The sequence below is a fragment of the Streptomyces sp. 12E genome (assembly GCF_055633275.1).
The window spans coordinates 5,947,895-5,965,592 of the sequence record NZ_JBVNCJ010000001.1 but is presented as its reverse complement, the minus strand read 5'-3'; the positions used below and the strand labels follow the sequence as shown (position 1 = coordinate 5,965,592).

At 74.1% G+C, this 17,698-nt stretch carries 14 protein-coding genes; 5 read left to right on the top strand and 9 right to left on the bottom strand.

All coding sequences use genetic code 11. The features are described from left to right. Positions 1–19 precede the first annotated feature (19 nt). The 3 genes from ACZ8ZB_RS27370 to ACZ8ZB_RS27360 form a co-directional block, all read right to left on the bottom strand. Positions 20–733, bottom strand: coding sequence for an exonuclease domain-containing protein (locus ACZ8ZB_RS27370; protein WP_470740286.1), 714 nt, complete (start codon positions 731–733; stop codon positions 20–22). Continuing rightward, positions 733–975 carry a hypothetical protein gene (locus tag ACZ8ZB_RS27365; protein WP_470740285.1) on the bottom strand — a complete coding sequence of 81 codons (243 nt, stop codon included), beginning with the start codon at positions 973–975 and terminating at the stop codon, positions 733–735. Before ACZ8ZB_RS27365 ends, ACZ8ZB_RS27370 begins: the two co-directional genes overlap by 1 nt. A gap of 106 nt (positions 976–1,081) precedes the next feature. Beyond that, positions 1,082–2,323, bottom strand: a complete 1,242-nt coding sequence (locus ACZ8ZB_RS27360) for an SAV2148 family HEPN domain-containing protein (RefSeq protein WP_470740284.1) — start codon at positions 2,321–2,323, stop codon at positions 1,082–1,084. 300 nt (positions 2,324–2,623) lie between these two features. On the opposite strand from ACZ8ZB_RS27360, the gene glgX reads away from it, so the two are divergent. The 3 genes from glgX (at position 2,624) to ACZ8ZB_RS27345 (ending at position 8,609) form a co-directional block, all read left to right on the top strand. Further along, on the top strand, positions 2,624–4,762 hold the full coding sequence (gene glgX / locus ACZ8ZB_RS27355) for a glycogen debranching protein GlgX (protein WP_470740283.1): 2,139 nt from the start codon (positions 2,624–2,626) through the stop codon (positions 4,760–4,762). Positions 4,763–4,942: 180 nt separating this feature from the next. After that, positions 4,943–7,300, top strand: coding sequence for a malto-oligosyltrehalose synthase (gene treY / locus ACZ8ZB_RS27350; RefSeq protein ID WP_470740282.1), 2,358 nt, complete (start codon positions 4,943–4,945; stop codon positions 7,298–7,300). Between the two features lie 64 nt (positions 7,301–7,364). Next, on the top strand, positions 7,365–8,609 hold the full coding sequence (locus tag ACZ8ZB_RS27345) for a M14 family zinc carboxypeptidase (RefSeq protein ID WP_470740281.1): 1,245 nt from the start codon (positions 7,365–7,367) through the stop codon (positions 8,607–8,609). Between the two features lie 160 nt (positions 8,610–8,769). Here ACZ8ZB_RS27345 and ACZ8ZB_RS27340 read toward each other — a convergent pair whose 3' ends face one another. Both ACZ8ZB_RS27340 and ACZ8ZB_RS27335 read right to left on the bottom strand, forming a co-directional pair. Then, positions 8,770–9,186 carry an SSI family serine proteinase inhibitor gene (locus tag ACZ8ZB_RS27340; protein ID WP_470740280.1) on the bottom strand — a complete coding sequence of 139 codons (417 nt, stop codon included), beginning with the start codon at positions 9,184–9,186 and terminating at the stop codon, positions 8,770–8,772. 125 nt (positions 9,187–9,311) lie between these two features. Beyond that, positions 9,312–9,863, bottom strand: coding sequence for an FHA domain-containing protein (locus ACZ8ZB_RS27335; RefSeq protein ID WP_470740279.1), 552 nt, complete (start codon positions 9,861–9,863; stop codon positions 9,312–9,314). Positions 9,864–10,038: 175 nt separating this feature from the next. On the opposite strand from ACZ8ZB_RS27335, the gene treZ reads away from it, so the two are divergent. Further along, on the top strand, positions 10,039–11,781 hold the full coding sequence (treZ, locus tag ACZ8ZB_RS27330; protein WP_470740278.1) for a malto-oligosyltrehalose trehalohydrolase: 1,743 nt from the start codon (positions 10,039–10,041) through the stop codon (positions 11,779–11,781). A gap of 9 nt (positions 11,782–11,790) precedes the next feature. Here treZ and ACZ8ZB_RS27325 read toward each other — a convergent pair whose 3' ends face one another. Further along, a complete protein-coding gene (locus tag ACZ8ZB_RS27325; protein ID WP_470740277.1) occupies positions 11,791–12,741 on the bottom strand; it encodes an aminoglycoside phosphotransferase family protein in 951 nt (316 codons plus the stop codon). 48 nt (positions 12,742–12,789) lie between these two features. Further along, positions 12,790–13,917: an aminopeptidase P family protein gene (locus tag ACZ8ZB_RS27320; RefSeq protein WP_470741589.1), complete on the bottom strand. Its 1,128-nt coding sequence runs from the start codon at positions 13,915–13,917 to the stop codon at positions 12,790–12,792. A gap of 190 nt (positions 13,918–14,107) precedes the next feature. On the opposite strand from ACZ8ZB_RS27320, the gene ACZ8ZB_RS27315 reads away from it, so the two are divergent. Next, positions 14,108–14,863: a metallophosphoesterase gene (locus tag ACZ8ZB_RS27315; protein ID WP_470740276.1), complete on the top strand. Its 756-nt coding sequence runs from the start codon at positions 14,108–14,110 to the stop codon at positions 14,861–14,863. On the opposite strand, the gene ACZ8ZB_RS27310 is transcribed toward ACZ8ZB_RS27315, so the two are convergent. Both ACZ8ZB_RS27310 and cyc2 read right to left on the bottom strand, forming a co-directional pair. Then, positions 14,856–15,419 (bottom strand): PDZ domain-containing protein, encoded by a 564-nt coding sequence (locus ACZ8ZB_RS27310; protein ID WP_470740275.1) that lies wholly within the window; start codon positions 15,417–15,419, stop codon positions 14,856–14,858. The two genes, ACZ8ZB_RS27315 and ACZ8ZB_RS27310, sit on opposite strands and share 8 nt — an antisense overlap. 61 nt (positions 15,420–15,480) lie before the next feature. Continuing rightward, entirely contained in the window at positions 15,481–17,637 is a 2,157-nt protein-coding gene (gene cyc2 / locus ACZ8ZB_RS27305) for a germacradienol/geosmin synthase Cyc2 (protein WP_470740274.1), read from the bottom strand. Positions 17,638–17,698: the final 61 nt, after the last annotated feature.

Sequence of the window (17,698 nt, the reverse complement as noted above, 5' to 3'; positions counted from 1 at the left end):
AGGGCTTGACCAGCCCGGGCTAACGGCTGCGCGGGACGACCGGCCAGGCCGGCTCGACGACCGCCGCCGGGTTCGTGGTCCGTCTCAGGTACGCCTGCAGAGAGGCCGACTGCTCGGCCGCCGCTCGTACCTGGAGGTCGTGCAGGTCCGCCAGGGGCATCGTCCCGACGGGCTGGTGCTTCTCCCCCAGGCGTCGCACCACACGGGCCGCGGCCACCGCGTCCGCCCTCGCGTCGTGCGCGTCGTCGAGCGACACGCCGTAGTGCGCGCACAACGCGTGGAGGGCACGCTTGCCCCTCCGGTACTTGTCGATGTGCTTGTCGATCACCAGGGGATCGATGACCGGGGAGGGAAGGGCGCCCAGCCGCTCGCTGAGCGACTCCAGCCCGTACCGCCGGCACTCACGGTCCAGCAGCGACAGGTCGTAGCGCGCGTTCATCACGACCAGGGGAGTCCCTGCCCGCAGGACCTCGGCGACGGCCTGTGTGATCTCCTCGACGGCGAACGGGGCCGGGGCCCCCTGCTCGCGGGCCTGCTCCGTCGAGATGCCGTGGATCGCCGCGGCCTCTTCCGGTATCGCCACCCCGGGATCGAGCAGCCAGGTCCGTTCCGTCGAGATGGTCCCGTCCGGCTCCAGGCGTACGACCGCCGCGGTGACGATGCGGTCGGTCTCGATGTCCGTGCCCGTGGTTTCCAGGTCGAAGGCCACCAAAGGCCCCGTGGTCCAGCTCATCACGCGGCCTCCGCTCCGGCGCAGGCCGCAAACCGGCACGCCGCTGCCGGACGAGACGTCCGGGACGCGCCCGAAGCGCGTGGGTGGAAGGCGACGACCGGGGCGCCCGGCCCCTCCCGGCGGCCCGCCGCCTCCCCCGCTCCGACCTCGCTCACGGCCCCCGTGACGATCCGTGCCTCGTGCGGGTCGGTACCCGTCGTCTCCAGGTCGAAGCCGATCAGCAGCTCCCGGTGCCAGCCCATGGCTGCCCCCTTCCGTGTGGTGCGTTCCCCCAGTGGTTCCCACCTTCGCACGCACCACTGACAATCAGAGGATCGCGTTCCGCTCACCGGCCCCTCCCCGGGGCGTTCAGGACACCGGCCGCGAATCCGCCCACATCAGCTCGAACTCCTCGCGGTAGGTGGGGAACAGCCCGCCTTCCTCGACTTCGCCCGGCTTGACCACTCTGGCGCCGTTGCGCAGGACCAGCACCGGCGCCTCCATCCCCCGGGCCCGGCGCAGGTGGTTCTGGACGACCGCGACGCCGTCCGACCCGTCCCCGTCCACCAGGTAGGCGGTGCAGCGGGGCGTCTCGTCGTAGACCTGGATCTCGAAGGCTCCGGGGTCGCGCAGCCGGGACCGGACCCGGCGCATGTGCAGGATGTTCATCTCGACGCTGCGGCCGAGCTCGCCGCGCTTGAGGCCGAGTTCGCGCTCGCGGCGCTTGACCGCGCTGGAGGCCGGGTTCAGGAACAGCAGCCGCACCCGGCAGCCGGACTCCGCCAGCCGCACCAGACGCCGCCCGGAGAAGTTCTGCACCAGCAGGTTGAGGCCGATGCCGAGGGCGTCGAGCCGGCGGGCCCCGCCGAAGATGTCCTCGGCCGGGAACTGGCGCAGCAGCCGCACCCGGTCCGGGTGGACGGCGACCACGTCGGCGTACCGGTCGCCGACCAGGTCCTCGACCGCGTCGACGGGCAGCCGGCGCGCGGACGGCACGTCGCCGCCGGCGCCGAGCATCTCGAGCAGCCGCGCGGAGGCCCGCTCGGCCTGGCCGAGCACCGCCTCGGACAGCGCGCGGTTGCGGGAGACGACGTTCCGGGTGACCTCCAGCTCGTCCAGGGCGAGTTCGACGTCCCGGCGGTCGTCGAAGTACGGCTCGAAGCAGGGCCAGTGCGCCACCATCAGCTCGCGCAGCTGCGGCAGCGTGAGGAAGGACAGGACGTTGTCGTCGGCCGGGTCGAGCAGATAGCCCTTGCGGCGGCTGACCTCGCGCACCGCGACCGCGCGCTGCACCCACTCCTGCCCGGCGGGCCCGGCGGCGGCGACCACCCAGTCGTCGCCGTGCACGGGCTCGTAGATGGGGCGCAGGACGGCGGCCACGACCGCGCGCAGCCGCTGCTCGACGAGGTTCAGCCAGATGTAGGCGCGGCCGGCCCGCTGGGCGCGGGTGCGCACCTCGCGCCAGGCGTCGGCGCCCCAGTCCAGCTCCGGCCCGATCGAGCCCGCGTCCATCGGCCGTGCCAGGGACACCGCACCGGGCGGGACGTCCGGGGAACCGCTCCCCTCGTGACCATCGTCACCAGGGGGCAGTTCCAGCCCTCCCGCGCCCACCCGCGTACCGCCTTCCGCTCCCCCGAGCACTCCGTCCCGACGATCAAGGAGAGTACTCCGCCGACGGCGCGCGGTGCAGCCCGATGGACAGGGTCGTTTCCCAACTTCCCGCGATCACGGGACCGTTCCGCCCCGAAGACTCCCGGGAGTGAGCGGATTCATAACGGGATCGGCGGCGGATACGGGTCATCGGAGCCGGGTGGTCCGGGTAGAAGGTGGTTCCCGTCCTTTCGGGGAGACACGGAAACACTCGGAGCCAAGGCGCCCCACCGGCGCCGTACACCTGAAAGAGTCCTATCCATGCAGGTCTGGCCTGGCGAGGCGTATCCGCTCGGTGCCGCGTACGACGGCGCCGGAACGAATTTCGCGGTCTTCACGGAGGCCGCGGACCGAGTGGAGCTGTGTCTGCTGCACGACGACGGCTCCGAGACCGCGGTCGAACTGCGCGAGAGCGACGCGTTCGTGCGGCACGCGTACCTGCCCGGAATCATGCCCGGGCAGCGGTACGGCTTCCGTGTGCACGGGCCGTACGCCCCCGAGCGGGGGCTGCGCTGCAATTCGGCGAAGCTGCTGCTCGACCCGTACGCGCGTGCGATCAGCGGCTCGGTCCAGTGGGGCGAGGAGGTGTACGGCTACCACTTCGACGACCCCGACCGGCGCAACGACCTCGACTCGGCGCCGCACACGATGACGTCGGTCGTGGTCAACCCGTACTTCGACTGGGGCGACGACCGGCCCCCCCGTACGGAGTACCACCACACGGTGATCTACGAGGCCCACGTCAAGGGCCTCACCATGCGCCACCCGGGGCTGCCGGAGGAGCTGCGCGGCACCTACGCGGGCCTGGCGCACCCGGCGGTGATCGAGCACCTGACCGAGCTGGGGGTGACGGCGCTGGAACTGATGCCGGTGCACCAGTTCGTCAACGACCACCGCCTGGTGGACATGGGCCTGAACAACTACTGGGGCTACAACACGATCGGTTTCTTCGCCCCGCACAACGCCTACGCGTCCTGGGGCGACCGTGGCCAGCAGGTGCTGGAGTTCAAGTCGGCGGTGAAGGCGCTGCACGAGGCCGGCATCGAGGTGATCCTCGACGTGGTCTACAACCACACCGCCGAGGGCAACCACCTGGGCCCCACGCTGTCCCTCAAGGGCATCGACAACCCGTCGTACTACCGGCTGACCGACGACCCCCGGTACTACATGGACACCACAGGCACGGGGAACTCCCTGCTCATGCGGTCCCCGCACGTACTGCAGATGATCATGGACTCGCTGCGGTACTGGGTCACCGAGATGCACGTCGACGGGTTCCGCTTCGACCTGGCGGCGACCCTCGCGCGGCAGTTCCACGAGGTGGACCGGCTGTCGTCGTTCTTCGACCTGGTCCAGCAGGACCCGGTGGTCTCCCAGGTGAAGCTGATCGCCGAGCCGTGGGACGTGGGCGAGGGCGGCTACCAGGTGGGCAACTTCCCGCCGCTGTGGACCGAGTGGAACGGCAAGTACCGCGACACCGTACGGGACCTGTGGCGGGGCGAGCCGCGCGCGCTCGCGGAGTTCGCCTCCCGGCTGACCGGCTCCTCCGACCTGTACCAGGACGACGGGCGGCGCCCTCTGGCCTCGATCAACTTCGTCACCTGCCACGACGGTTTCACGCTGCACGACCTGGTGGCGTACAACGACAAGCACAACGAGGCCAACGGCGAGGACAACCGGGACGGCGAGAGCCACAACCGGTCCTGGAACTGCGGGGTCGAGGGCGAGACCGACGACCCGGGCGTGCTGCGGCTGCGGACGAGGCAGATGCGCAACTTCATCGCCACGCTGATGCTCTCCCAGGGCGTGCCGATGATCAGCCACGGCGACGAGGTGGCCCGCACCCAGCGCGGCAACAACAACGCCTACTGCCAGGACAACGAGCTGGCCTGGCTGGACTGGCCCGCGCCCGGCGGGGCGGAGGAGGGCGAGGAGGACCCGCGCCGGCGGCTGCTGGAGTTCACCCGCGCGATGGTGTGGCTGCGCAGGGACCATCCGGTGTTCCGGCGGCGCCGCTTCTTCCACGGCCGGCCGGTGGAGGGCACCCACGACGACCTCTCCGACATCGCCTGGTTCACCCCCGAGGGCGCGGAGATGACCCAGCGGGACTGGGACTCCGCGCGGGCGTCGGCACTGACGGTGTTCCTCAACGGCAACGCGATCTCCGAGCCCGGGCCGCGCGGGGAGCGCATCACGGACGACTCGTTCCTGCTGATGTTCAACGCCTCCCCCAAGCCGCTGGACTTCGTCGTGCCGGTCGGCCACGGCCGGCAGTGGCAGGTGGTCGTCGACACCGCCCGCGCGGACGGCGTACCGCCGGGGACCGGTCCGAAGGCGGCGGCCGGCGCCCGGCTGACGCTGACCGACCGCAGCATGACGGTGCTGCGGCGGCCGGCGTAGGCGGGGGCGCGGCCCCCGGGGAGTACGGCCCCCTCCCCTTCCCGTCCCCCGGAGAAGCGGGTCCGGGGCGGAGCCCCGGGTTCGGGCGGGAAGGGGCGGCGGGGGAGAAAAACGTCCCGATCGCACCCCGAACGGAGGAGCGATGGCACGAGAGGCGGCTACGCGGGTACGTACGTTCCCATGACCCCTGAGCGACCTGACCCGGCGGTGCCCACGGCCACCTACCGGCTGCAGCTGCAGCCCGGCTTCCCGTTCGGGGCGGCGGCGGACGCCGTGCCGTACGTGGCCTCGCTCGGCGTGTCCCACCTGCATCTGTCGCCCGTCCTGGAGGCCGTGCCCGGCTCGCGGCACGGCTACGACGTGGTGGACCACACGCGCGTGCGCGAGGAGCTGGGCGGCGAGGAGGGCCTGCGGGAGCTGGCGCGCACCGCGCGGGAGCACGGTCTCGGCCTGGTCCTGGACATCGTCCCGAACCACATGGCGATGTCCCCGCGCCACAACCGGGCCCTGTGGGAGGTGCTGCGCGACGGCCCCGCCTCGCGCCACGCGCGGTGGTTCGACATCGACTGGGAGGCGCAGGGCGGCCAGGTGCTGCTGCCGGTGCTCGGAGGACCGCTCGGCCGGGAGGCCGAGCACCTGAGGACGGACGGCGACGTGCTGCGCTACCACGACCACGCGTTCCCGCTGCGTGAGGGGACGGCCGGGCTGCCGCTGCCGCGGCTGCTGGACGCGCAGTGGTACCGCCCCGTGTGGTGGCGCCTGGCGCGGACCGAGCTGAACTACCGGCGGTTCTTCAGCATCTCCGAGCTGATCGGGGTGCGGGTGGAGGACCCGGAGGTGTTCGACGCCACCCACGCCAAGATCCTTCAGCTGCTCCGGGAGGGCGTGATCGACGGGCTGCGCGTCGACCACCCCGACGGGCTCGCCGACCCCGACGGCTATCTGCGGCGGCTGCACGAGGCCACGGGCGGCCGGTGGACGGTGGTGGAGAAGATCCTCGCCGACGGCGAGTCGCTGCCCGCCTCCTGGCCGGTCGCCGGCACCACCGGCTACGACGCCCTGCGGCACGTGGACGGGCTGTTCACGGACCCGGCGGGGTTCGGGGAGCTGCTCGGCCGGTACCGGCGGTTCGCGGCCCCGCGGACGGACCGGGGCGGCGACTGGGACGCCACGGTGCGGCGGGCCGCGTACGAGGTGCTCACGCACGAGCTGGCCGCCGAGGTGGACCGGCTGGTCCGGGTGGCGGCCCGGCTGTGCTCGACCGCTCCGGAGACCGGGCTGCGCGACCGCGCGCCCTGGGCGCTGCGCACCGCCCTGCGGGAGCTGCTGGTGCGGCTGGAGGTGTACCGCCCGTACGCCTCCGTGGACGCGTCCGCGGTGGTCACCGAGGAGGCCGCCGCCGAGGCCCGGCTCGCCTTCGCCGTCCCCGAGGAGGCCGGGGCGGTGGACGTCGTACGGGACCTGGTGCTCGGGCGGTACGGGGACGGCGCGGAGTACGTGGAGTTCCGTACGCGGTTCGCGCAGACCGCGTCGGCGCTGCGGGCCAAGTCCGTGGAGGACACGGCGTTCTACCGCTACGTGCCGCTGCTGTCGGCGACGGAGGTGGGCGGCGACCCCGGTGACCCGGCGGTGTCCCCGGAGCGGTTCCACGCGTACTGCGCGCGCGTGCAGCGCGACTGGCCGTCGACCGGGACGGTCGTCTCGACGCACGACACCAAGCGCAGTGCCGACGTGCGGGCGGCGCTGCAGGTGCTCACCGAGTGCCCGGAGCGCTGGGCGGAGGTCCTGGCGGAGGTCACCGGCGCGGGCGAGGGCGTGCCGGACGCGCAGCTGGCGTGGGCGGCCTGGCAGACGGTGTTCGGGCTCGGGCCCGCGGAGGAGGAGCGGGTGCGGGGGGCGCTGCTGAAGCACGTGCGGGAGGCGGGCCTGTACACGAGCTGGACGGAGCAGGAACCGCCGTACGAGGAGGCGGTGGCGCGGTTCGTGGCGGCGGGGCCGTGCGGGGCGCCGGGCGAGCGGGTGGCGGCGCTGCGCGCCTCGCTGGAGGCACACATCCGGGCGAACGTGCTGGGCACGGCGCTGGTCCACCTGACGATGCCGGGGGTGCCCGACCTCTACCAGGGCACCGAGCGCGAGTACCGGGCGCTGGTCGACCCGGACAACCGGCGGACCGTGCGGTTCGCGGACGACGCGGACGACGGGAGCGGCAAGGATGCGGTGACGCGGGCGGCGCTGCGGCTGCGGGCGCGGCGGCCGGACGTCTTCGGTGACACGGCCGCCTACGAACCGTTGTCCGCCGAGGGGCCCGCGGCGCCGCACTGCCTGGCCTTCGTTCGCTCCGGCGAGGTGCTCACCGTCGTCACCCGGCTGTCGCTCCGGCTGGCGGAGGCGGGCGGCTGGCGCGGCACCCGGCTGTCCCTGCCGCCGGGGCGGTGGGCCGACGCGCTGGGAACGGGACGGGAGTTCAGCGGGCACGCGCGCCTGGAGGAGCTGCTCGGACGCTCCCCCGTGGCGTTGCTGGAGCGGCTCACGGACTGAACGCCTTGACACCGCCTCCCCGCCGTGGGGTACTGCGCAATGCGGGTGCGGGTGGTGACGGGGGGTGGGTCCGCTGCTGGAGCTGCGCTATCCGACGGTGGCCGAACTGGTCTCCGCCGCCCGTGTGTTGGCGGCCGGGGCGCCCGGTCTGTGCGTCCTGCGGCAGGTGGGGGTCTCCCGCGCGGGCCGGCCGCTGCACCTGCTGTCCGTCGGACACGCGCGGCGGGCCGTGCTGGTGGTGGCCGGCGCCCACGCCAACGAGCCGGCCGGCGGGGGCACGCTGCTCGCGCTGGCCCGGCGGACGGTCCGGGAGCGGGAGCTGCGCGACGGCGTCTCGTGGCACTTCCTGCTGTGCGCGGACCCCGACGGGGCGAGCCTCCACGTGACGCCGGCGCCGCGCAGTCTGTACGACTACCACCTGGGCTTCTTCCGCCCGGCGGGACCGGAGCAGCCGGAGTGGGCGCCGTCGGTGCTGCCGCCCGGCCGGCTGCCGCCCGAGACCCGGGCGCTGACCGGGGTCATCGACGAGGTGCGGCCCTATCTGCAGGTGTCCCTGCACGGCACCGATCTGGGCGGCACCTGGGTGCAGTTGACGAGGGACGTGCCCGGGCTGGCGGAGCCGTTCGCCAAGTCGGCGGCGCAGCTGCACATTCCGGTGGAGACGGGCGCCTCGGACGCGGCGGGCTGGCCGGCGTCCGGCCCCGGGGTGCACGTGATGCCGGCGCCGGAGGCCGCGCCGGCCTATCCGAGCCTGACCGACGACGCGCGGCACAGCACCTGGTACCACGCCCACCGGTACGGCGGCCTGACGGCGGTGATCGAGGTGCCGATGTGGGCCGGCGACCTGGTGGGCGACCCGGCGCCGCATCCGGACCCGGACGCGGCGCTGCGCCGGCTCGCGGACCGGCTGCTGCGGGAGGCGGACGAGGTGCGGCGGGTGCTGGAGGGGACGCGTCCGCGGCACGGGGACGGGCCGCTGCTGCGGGCGGCCGCCTGGGGACTGGAGCTGGTGCCGGGACTGGCCGCCGACCTGGTCCGCACGCCGCCCGTGGGCGGCACGCGGGCGTACGTGGGCAGCGTGGACGCGTTCACGCGCCGGGTGCCGCTCAGGGCGGCGGCGATGCTGCGGCGGGCGCTGCGGGAGAGCGACACGGGGGCGGCGGACCGGCTGGAGGGGCTGGTCGCGCGCTGGAGCGCCGCGTTCGCCGGGCGCTTCCGCGCCCGGTGGGTGCCGGTGGACCATCAGGTCGAGCACCAGTCCCGCACGGTGCTGGTGGCTGCCCGCCAGGCCCGCGAGCAGGCCCGGTGACGAGGCGCTCGCGGGCGGGGCGTCGGTGCCGGGCGGCAGGGGCGGTGCGCAGCCCGGCGCCGACGGGGCGCCTGCCCCTACCGCCCTCCCGTGCCGCCCCGGGGGCACCTTCCGGGCCCGTGAGGCACTGGGGCGGCACGACTGCCCGCGGCCGGGTCGGTCATCGGGGGTCCAGGGCGAAGACCGAGCCCGTCCGGGCGGTCAGCATGCAGGTGTTCGAGAAGGTCTCGGTGTAGTCGACGGGGTGGCCGCGCCACCTTCCGCTCGCGTGCGCCGTCACCGGGGCGAAGACCATCGGACAGACGGCGTCCTTCGCCGGGAGGTCGGCGATGCGCCCGTCCACCGCGTCCAGCTCCGCGCAGGCCTCGGCGGCGCGCCGGTGGCCCCGGGGCGGGTCGCACCGCAGCATGGTGCCGCCCTCCGCGGTGGACGGCGTCTCTCCGCGGCTGACCGTGAGCATCAGCCACCTGTCCTCGGCGAAGTGCCCGCCGCCGGCCCGCGCGGGCGCCGCGCACGCGAGCAGGACGAGGGCGGCGACCAGTCCCGCCCGTACCGCTTTCACTGAGATGTGCGTCATTCCCGATGCATCGGCACGACGGCGCCCGGACCCCACTCAGCTCACCCGAACGGAAGGTTCCGCGGCCGGCCACGGCTTCGGGGGGACGGTCGGCGCCTCGACGGCCGTGAGGGCTTCGCGGAGGATCAGTGCGCCGCGAGCCGGTAGGTGATCTGCCCGAAGCCGATCTGGTCGCCCTCGCGGACGACGGCCGCGCCGACCACCCGACGCCCGTTCACCGTGGTGCCGTTGGTGGAGCCGAGGTCCCGCAGCACCCAGAGGCCGCCCTGGTGGCGGAGTTCGGCGTGCACGCGGGAGACCGTCTCGTGGCTGAGCCGCAGTCCGCTGCCGGGGTCGCGGCCTATGCGCAGGGGGTGGCCGGTCGCCGGATGCGGCAGCAGCAGCTTGGGGAGCTTCTCGGCCCGCCAGGCCCGGCGCAGCCGTACGGTGAACCCGGAGACGGCCTCCACGGTGCCGAACACCAGGCGGGAGACGCGGTTCTCCCGCGGGAGGTCGGCGGTGAGCGCGGCGAGCTCGTCGGAACGGCGGGCCACGAGCGCGAGTTCCATGCGCCGGACGAACGTGTCGTGGGAGAGGCGGCCCGCGGCGACGCCGTCCCGCAGCACGCTCAGCGCCTTGTCGCGCTCCGCGTCGGAGAGCCGCGCGGGATACGTGTGGAACTCGAAGGACGACGTCACGTCGCCGATTGTCGGTCAGTGACGGCCGGGCTGTCCAGGAAGCGGGGGAACGGCCGCACCCGCGCGCGGGTGCGGCGACACCCGCCGCAAAAGGGAGGATCCCCCGGCGAATTGATCTCCGATGGAGCACGATGGAGGGGCTACATCACGGTGAGCAGACGAAGGGGAACCGTCCGTGCAGTTCGAGGTGTGGGCACCGCAGGCCGACCGAGTGACGCTCCAGTGCGACGGCGTCGGGCACGCGTTGGAGCGCGATCCGGAGCGGGAGGGGTGGTGGCGGGGGGAGGCCGGGGCGCACGACGGCTCCCGGTACGGCTTCGCGCTGGACGACGGGCCCGTCCTGCCCGATCCGCGCTCGCGCCGGCAGCCCGACGGGCCGGACGGGCTGAGCGCCGTCGTCGACCACGACCGGTTCGCCTGGCGCACGGAGTGGACGGGACGCCCGCTGCCCGGCGCGGTGCTGTACGAGCTGCACGTGGGCACGTACACGCGCGAGGGCACCTTCGACGCCGCCGCCGAGCGGCTCGGCCACCTCGCGGAGCTGGGTGTGACACATGTCGAGCTGATGCCGGTCTGCCCGTTCCCGGGCCGGCACGGGTGGGGGTACGAGGGTGTCTCGCTGTGGGCGGTGCACGAGCCGTACGGCGGACCCGAGGGACTGAAACGGTTCGTCGACCGTGCGCACGCGCTCGGCCTCGGCGTCGTGCTGGACGTCGTGCACAACCACCTGGGACCGTCCGGGAATCATCTGCCCGAGTTCGGGCCGTACTTCACGGACACCCATCACACCCCGTGGGGGGCGGCGGTCAATCTGGACGCGCCCGGCTCCGACGAGGTGCGCGCGTTCCTCGTGGACAGCGCGCTGGCGTGGCTGCGGGACTACCGGTTGGACGGGCTGCGGCTCGACGCGGTGCACGCGCTGGCGGACACGCGCGCGTGCCACTTCCTGGAGGAGCTGTCCGGGGCCGTGGACGCCCTCGCCGCCGACACCGGCCGGCCCCTGTTCCTGATCGCCGAGTCGGACCTGAACGATCCCAGGGTCGTCCGGCCCCGCGCGGAGGGCGGCTTCGGGCTGCACGCGCAGTGGAACGACGACTTCCACCACGCCCTGCACACCGCGCTGACGGGTGAGGCCCAGGGGTACTACGCCGACTTCGCGCGCGCACCCTTCGCGGCCCTCGCCAAGACGCTCACCGGCGGGTTCTTCCACGACGGGACGTACTCCAGCTTCCGGGGCAGGCGTCACGGCCGCCCCCTGGACCGCAACCGGGTGGCCGGGCACCGGCTCCTCGGCTACAGCCAGACCCACGACCAGATCGGCAACCGCGCCCGGGGGGACCGTCTGGCCGCCCTGGTCTCCCCCGGGCTGCTGGCCTGCGCGGCGGCCCTCACGCTGACCGCTCCCTTCACGCCCATGCTGTTCATGGGCGAGGAGTGGGCGGCGGGCACGCCCTGGCAGTTCTTCACCGACCACACCGACCCGGAGCTCGCCAAGGCGGTGAGCGCGGGCAGGCGGCGGGAGTTCGCGGCGCACGGCTGGGCCGAGCAGGACGTGCCAGACCCGCAGGACCCCGCCACCCGCGACCGCTCCTGCCTCGACTGGTCGGAACCGGAACGCGAGCCCCACGCGCGCGTGCTGTCCTGGTACCGGCTCCTCCTCGCCCTGCGTCACGAGCACCCGGACCTCACCGACCCCGACCTCGGCGACACCAAGGTGGCCTACGACGAGGAGCACCGCTGGCTGGCCTTCAGGCGGGGGGACGTCCGGGTCGCGGTGAACCTCGGCGCCGAGCGGGCGGCGATCCCCCTGGGCGTCCCCGGCGCACGCGTCCTGGCGGCGTGGGAGCCGGTGCGGACCCCGGGCCCGGACGGGGTGCTGCACCTGCCCGCGGAGTCGGCGGTGGTGCTGCAGGAGTGACCGCCGCGGCTACGGGACTTCGTCGCCGCCGAGGTCGGTCACGCGTTCCAGCATGATCGGTTCCCAGGCGCGGCGCAGCCTGGTGCGCGAAGGGCGCGGCGACGGGGCGGTGGCGGGGCCGGCGAGCGCCTCGTCGAGCCGGACGAGGGCGTCGCAGCGGGCCAGCCACAGGCCGCGCAGGCAGGGGCGGGCGCCGTAGCCGGCGAGGGTGGCGGCGCGCACGGCGGCCGGGGCGCCGACGGCGAGGGCGAGACCCGCGATGTCCTCGGCGGGATCGCCGACCACCGCCGCGTCCCAGCCGAGGACGCCCCGGACCCGGCCGTCCGCGCTCACCACGAGGTGCCCGCCGGTGAGGGCGTGGTGGACGAGGACGGCCGTGCCGGGCTGGGCGGCGAGCTGGACGGCGGCGGGCGGGGTGAGCCGGTCCAGCCGCCCCGGGTCGAACTCGTCGGCCGCGGCGAGCCGTCCGGCGGCCTCCGCGGCGACCCGGCGCAGGGCTTCCAGGGAACGCGGGGGGACGCGCGGCACGCCGAGCGTCTCCGCCTGCCGCACCGGCACCTCCCGCAGCCCCGAGAGCAGCCCGGCCAGGTCGGCCTCGCCGACGGCGGACACGCGGTGCTCCTCCCCCGTGCCGCCGGTCAGCCTGGTGTCCAGGCTGCAGAGCAGACCGGGCGCCCACTCGCCGTGCGCCACGGCGGACGGCAGCGCGACCGGGACGTGCGGGCGGACGAGGTCACGCAGCCGCAGTTCGCGGCGGCGGCGCACGCTCGCCCCACGGTCCGGGGCGAGGCGCAGCACATGGCGGGTGCCGACCCACCAGGCGGCGGGCTCGGCACCCGCGGCGACGGGCCGGACGTCGGGTCCGGCGGCGGACTCCGCGCCGCCTCCGCCGCCGTCCCTCAGCAGGGAACGGGCCAGTCGGCGGACGGTGTCCGCGGTGGGTGTCGGTGTCTGGGTCATGGTCGCGCCCTTGCCGTTCGGGGAGGCGGGGAGGGGACGGAAGGGCCTTCAGTCCACTGTGACCATCTCCCGCTCGGTGTTGTTCAGCCGCCGTCCGCCGTCCTCGGTCACGGTCACGATGTCCTCGATCCGCACGCCGAACCGGCCGGGCAGATAGACGCCGGGTTCGACGGAGAAGCACATGCCGGGGACGAGGGGCCGCTCCTCGCCCTCGATCATGTACGGGGGTTCGTGCGTGGTGACGCCGATGCCGTGCCCGGTGCGGTGGATGAAGTACTCCCCGTACCCCGCGTCGGCGATGACCGCGCGGGCGGCCCGGTCGACGTCCTGGCAGGCGGCTCCGGGCCGTACCGCGCGGAAACCCGCCTCCTGGGCCTCGCGCACCAGGTCGTGCACCCGGCGCTCCTCGTCGGTGGGTTCGCCGACGTGGACGGTGCGGGAGGTGTCCGAGCCGTAGCCGTCCTTGAGGCCGCCGAAGTCGAGGACGACCATGTCGCCGCGTTCGATGACGCGGTCGCCGGTCTCGTGGTGGGGGTTGGCGCCGTTGGGACCGGAGGCGACGATCGTGAAGTCGACCCGGGAGTGCCCGAACCGGCGCAGCAGGACGGCCAGATCGGAGGCGACGTCGGTCTCGCGGCGGCCGGCGAAGGCGACCTGCCTGATCTCCTCGAAGGCCGCGTCCGCCGCGGCACCGGCGGCGGTCAGGAGCTCCAGCTCCGCCGCGTCCTTGACGGCGCGCAGCATCGGCAGGGCCTCGGTGAGGGAGGCGTACGAGGTGCCGGGCAGCGCCTTCTGCAGGCCGAGCAGGTGCATGGCCCAGGCGTTGTCGCTGATGCCGAACCGCCCGTCCGCGTCCAGCAGGGCGGCGGCGGTTGCGTAGGGGTCCTTGCCGTCGGTCCAGTCGCGCAGGGTGAAGGCGCCGGCGCCGGGGGCGCGCTCGGCGTCCGGGGCCTCCAGGGTCGGGACGACGAGCACGGGGTCCCGGCCGGCCGCCAGCACCAGCAGGGTGAGCCGCTCGGTGACGGCGGTGGGGGTGTAGCCGGTGAGCCACACCAGGTCGGGGCCGGGCGCCACGAGCAGCCCGGCGAGGCCGGCGTCGGCGGCCTGCCGCGCCGCACGCTCCATACGGGCCTCGTAGTCGTCGGCGGTGAAGGACGCGGGCGCGGCGCCGGTCATCTCGGGGGCCTCCCAGGGCGACAGCAGGTTACGGGCAGCATCCTGCCCGGCGGGCAGGGCCGACGCGAGCCGGTTCGCGGTGTTCGCCCCGCCACCCTCCTCGGCCAATGGCAGGGCATTGCTCTTCCATTACATCTAATGATGAGATCGCACTGAACCGTTAACAGGAACATCGGGGAGGCGTACGACCGTGCTCGTACTCGCGCACATCAGCGATCTGCACCTGGACGGAACCACGCGGGCGACGGAGCGCGCCCGGCGGGTGCGGGACCGGCTGTGGGAGCTGCCGGTCCGGCCGGACGCGCTGCTGGTGACCGGGGACATCGCGGACCACGGCGCCGAGGCCGAGTACGAGGAGGCCGCCCGCCTGCTGGGGCTGCGCGACGGGAGCGCCCCGTTCCCGGTGCTGACCTGCCCGGGCAACCACGACAGCCGGGCGCCGTACCGCAAGGCGCTGCTGGGCCGGCCGGCCGGCGACGGACCGGTCAACAGCGCGCACGTACTGGACGGCGGCGCGGTGCTGATGTGCGACTCGAGCATCCCGGGCCGCGATGACGGGGAACTGGACGCGCAGACCTGTGCCTGGATCGAGTCGACGCTCGACGGACTCGACGACGGCCTCCCGGCCCTGCTCGCCTTCCACCACCCGCCGGTGCCGCTGCACCATCCCCTGCCCGACTCCTGCCCGCTGCGCGCGCCGGAGCGGCTGGCCGCTCTGCTGGCACGCCGCCCCGAGGTCGCCGGGCTGATCACCGGCCACGCCCACACCCCGGCCGCCACCACCTTCGCGGGCCGCCCGGTCCTGGTGGGACCGGGCGTGACCTGGACGCTGGGGCTGCCCTGGGAGGGCGAGCGGATCGCGGACCGGGACGCCCCGGTCGGGCTCGCCTTCCACGTGCTGGACGACGAGGGCCGGCTCACCAGCCACTTCCGCGTGGTCACGTGACGATGCCGGGGACCGCCGTCAACTGCTGGTAGCCGCCGTCGCGGCGGCGCACGGTCAGTGTCACCTCGTCGCCCGGGCGGGCCCGGGCGACGGCGCGCGCCAGGCCGGCGGCCGAGTCGACACGGGTGGTCCCGAAGACGAGGAGGACATCGCCGCGCGCGAGACCGGCCGAGGCCCCGGGGCCGGGCACGTGCACGCCGACGACCAGCGCCCCGGGTCTTTCGTCGTCGGCCACCTCCACCCCGAGCCGGGCGACCGGCGCGGACGGAGCGGACCGCGGCGACGCGGCCGGGACGGCGGACCCCACCCCCGCCTGCCGCTTCAGCCCGGTGAGCCCGCCCGCGCCGGCGATCGTGGCCCCCACCGCCCCCAGCCCGGCCCCGGAGAGCACCAGGACCGCTCCGGTCAGCGCCCCGAGCACCGCGGTCACCACCCGGCGCCCGCGCCGCCGCCCGGGACGCCGGCCGGACGGACCGGAGCCCGGCCCGCCCCCGAAACCGCCGCCCCCGCCCCCGTCGCCGGGCATCGGTCTGGGCCGTAACGCGGTCTGTTCCATGGTTCGCCTCCGGCGGCGGTGCTGGGGGTGCAGGCGGTGCTGGGGTGCGGGCGGGGACGGGTCAGACGAGGACCGGTGGCGCCGGTGCGCGGCCCGGGAGGAAGCCGTGGACCCGGCCGGACAGGTACTCGTCCTTGTACCGGTCGACGTTCCGGTGCCAGTTGAGGATGCCCGCCATCCAGTTCCGCAGGTCCGTCACATAGCCCCGCATGATCGTCCGCGCTTCGTCCGACAGCTGGAAGTCGTCGTAGACGACGGGCAGTTCGTGCTCCACGACATGCTCGAACTGGCGCATCCGCTGGTTCATCAGGTCCTGCACCACGGGCAGCGCGGTCGGATAGTCGACGCCGAAGAAGTTCTGCACCACGAGGACCGCGTTGTGCATCTCGCCCTCGAACTCGATCTCCTTCTGGTACGAGAAGATGTCGTTGAGCAGGCACGCGTAGTCGATCGCCGCGTTCTCCAGGGAGCGGACGGGACCGCTGCGGTAGACCTCCGGCGGCACCGCCGGTCCGTGTCCGGCGCGGCAGAGCCCCAGAGTGAGGTCGGAGCCGAAGGTGGCGCGGCGCATCTCCAGATAGTCCACGGGGTCCGGGACGCGGTTCTGGATCTGGTTGGACAGCTCCCACACCCAGGCCTCGGTCATCGTGTCGACGGCCGACTTCAGGGGGCGGCGCTCATCGGGCGTCATACCGGCCGTGGTACGCCTCCACAGGTCGATCAGCGCCCTCTCCATGGCGTTGACCGGCGGCGGGACCTCCTCGGGACCGAGGGGCATGCAGGCCGACAGGCGGGCCGTGGTCAGCCGCGCGGCGGCCAGGTCGCGGCGGTGGCCGTAGACGAGCGGGTAGTAGTCGTCGCCGTAGGTGCCGAAGGCCAGCCAGCCGGAGGCGAGGTCGAGCTGCTCCTGGGTGGCGTCCGGGTCGAGGCCCGCCGCGCACAGCGGGAGGTCGCAGCTGGCGAGCTTGTCCTCGTCCCAGACGCCCTCCCCGAGGAAGCCGATCTCGCGCGACCACTCCAGCAGGTGCCGTCGCGCGCCGTCGAGGGCGGGGCTGAGGCGCAGCGGGAACGGCATGCGGATGTCGGGGATGATCGACGGGCCGACCTTCCGGAACGGCACGTGCGTGTAGGCGCGCAGCCTCTCGGCCCCCGCGCCGGCGAGCAGGGCGCCGACGTCGGCGGCGGACGTCCCGGGGCCGGACGGAAACCGCCAGGGGGCACCGGACCGCGCGCCCCCGTTCATGTAACGGCTGGAGCGCAGGTGCCATTCGTGGCCGCCGGACTGCCAGTCCTGCAGACCCTTCGCGTACGCCCCGACGGCCGCGGTCTCGGCCGGGGCGAGTCCGTTCTCCAGCGCCACGGCGGGGACTTCGGTGAACGCGGTGTGCTCGAACTGGTGGAGCCGCGAGGTGAGGACGTCGTTGACCATGTCGGCGGCCTCCTGGGTGGTGCAGCCGAAGAAGGTCTCCAGGACGAGCACGCCGTTGCTGAGCTCGCCCTCGTCCTCGACCTCCCGCTGGTAGGAGAACAGGTCGTTGCGCAGGTGCACGGCGTCGGAGAAGGTCTCCATCAGCACCCTGAGCGGCCTGGTCCCGGCGACGGCGGGGGGCACTTCGGCGGTGGCGTACTCCACGAGCCCGGCGGACCAGGGCGCGCCGCCCACCTTGCGGCGCATCTCGATGTACTCGACGGGGTTGGCGATCCGCCCCTCGTTGATGTTGGACAGCTCCCACAGGGACTCGTTGAGGAGGTGCTCGGTGGCGAGGGCGAACCGGCGGCGCCAGCCGGCGGACATCGCCGGCACCGTGCGCGCCCACAGGTCGGCGAGGCCGGCCTCGACCGGGTTCTCCGGCTCGGGGACGCCGGCCGTCGGGTCGAGCGGCATGAACAGCGGCAGCCGGTCCAGATGGGCCTTGCCGGCGGCGCGGTCCTGGGTGCGCTTGAACTTCTCCAGGAAGTGGTCGTCGAAGAAGAAGACCCACACGTACCAGTCGGTGATGAGCGAGAGGGCGGGCCCGTCGCAGTCGGGATGGGTGTAGGCGCAGAGCAGGCCGTAGTCGTGCGCGTCGAGGTCGGCCTGCTCCCAGACCCCGCTGCCCTCCAGCATGCCCATCTCGCGCGCCCACCCGGTCGAGTGGGCGCGGGCCTCGTCGACGTGCGGGTTGAGCCGCGCGGGGTGCGGCAGGTAGAAGTGCGGGAGTTCGAACGGCTGCGTCATGGCCGGGAGCTACCCGCGGCCCGGTGGCGGCATCCACCGGCCCGAGCATGATCACACCATC